The sequence below is a fragment of the Burkholderia sp. HMSC10F09 genome (genome assembly GCF_001806955.1).
Classification (GTDB): Bacteria; Pseudomonadota; Gammaproteobacteria; order Burkholderiales; family Burkholderiaceae; genus Burkholderia; species Burkholderia multivorans.
Genome location: NZ_KV786885.1, coordinates 1 through 688, shown reverse-complemented (window position 1 = coordinate 688; position 688 = coordinate 1). Strand labels below are relative to the sequence as shown.

Below are 688 nucleotides of genomic sequence, written 5' to 3'. Positions count from 1 at the left end.
CGGCAGCGGCGCGTCGGCGTCGCCCGGCGCGCCCGACACGAGCCGGCGCACCGCGCGGTCGGCCGGCGCGAAGCGCGCGAGATCGTTCTGCCCGAACGGGCGCACCTTGCCGAGTTCGAGCGTGCACGCCAGTGCGCCGCAGTGTTCGGCCGTGAAGTGCGAATACGTATTGCCCTTCGCGGTATGCAGCAGCACGGCCGCGATGCGTGCGTCGCCGAGCCATTCGACCATCGCGCGCGACGGCGGCGTGCCCGTATGCGGCAGCAGCGCGAACTGCTCGAAGACCGAGGCGCGGATCGCCGTATGCATGTCGATGTGCCAGCGTGCGCCATGCGGGGACGAGCCGGCGAAGAACGTGCGCGCGGCCGCCTCGAGCTGCGCGGCGCGCGGCGCCTCCCGGCTCGCCGGCAACTGTGCATGCCGGCCGCTGAACAGCCGGTTCAGGTCGTCGTCGAGATAGCGCTCGCCCGCGCGCATCGCCGGTACGTTGCCGAGCACGACGAGCAGCCGGCACGCGAGCGGCAGCGCGCCCGTGCCGACGTCGCGCACGAGCATCGACAACAGCTCGATCGGCGCGGTCTCGTCGCCATGCACGCCGGCCGACACGAGCACGCTCGCGCGCGCCGCGTCGCTCGCCGCCGGTTCGAACGCGAGCAGCCCGTCGCCGGGCCAGTGCCAGCGCACCGCG

General features: G+C 74.0%; 1 protein-coding gene. It reads right to left on the bottom strand.

Annotated elements, in window-relative coordinates; genetic code table 11:
- Positions 1-688, bottom strand: a 688-nt coding sequence (gene astE / locus HMPREF3115_RS24905; protein ID WP_141751735.1) for a succinylglutamate desuccinylase, incomplete at both ends; no start/stop codon positions are given.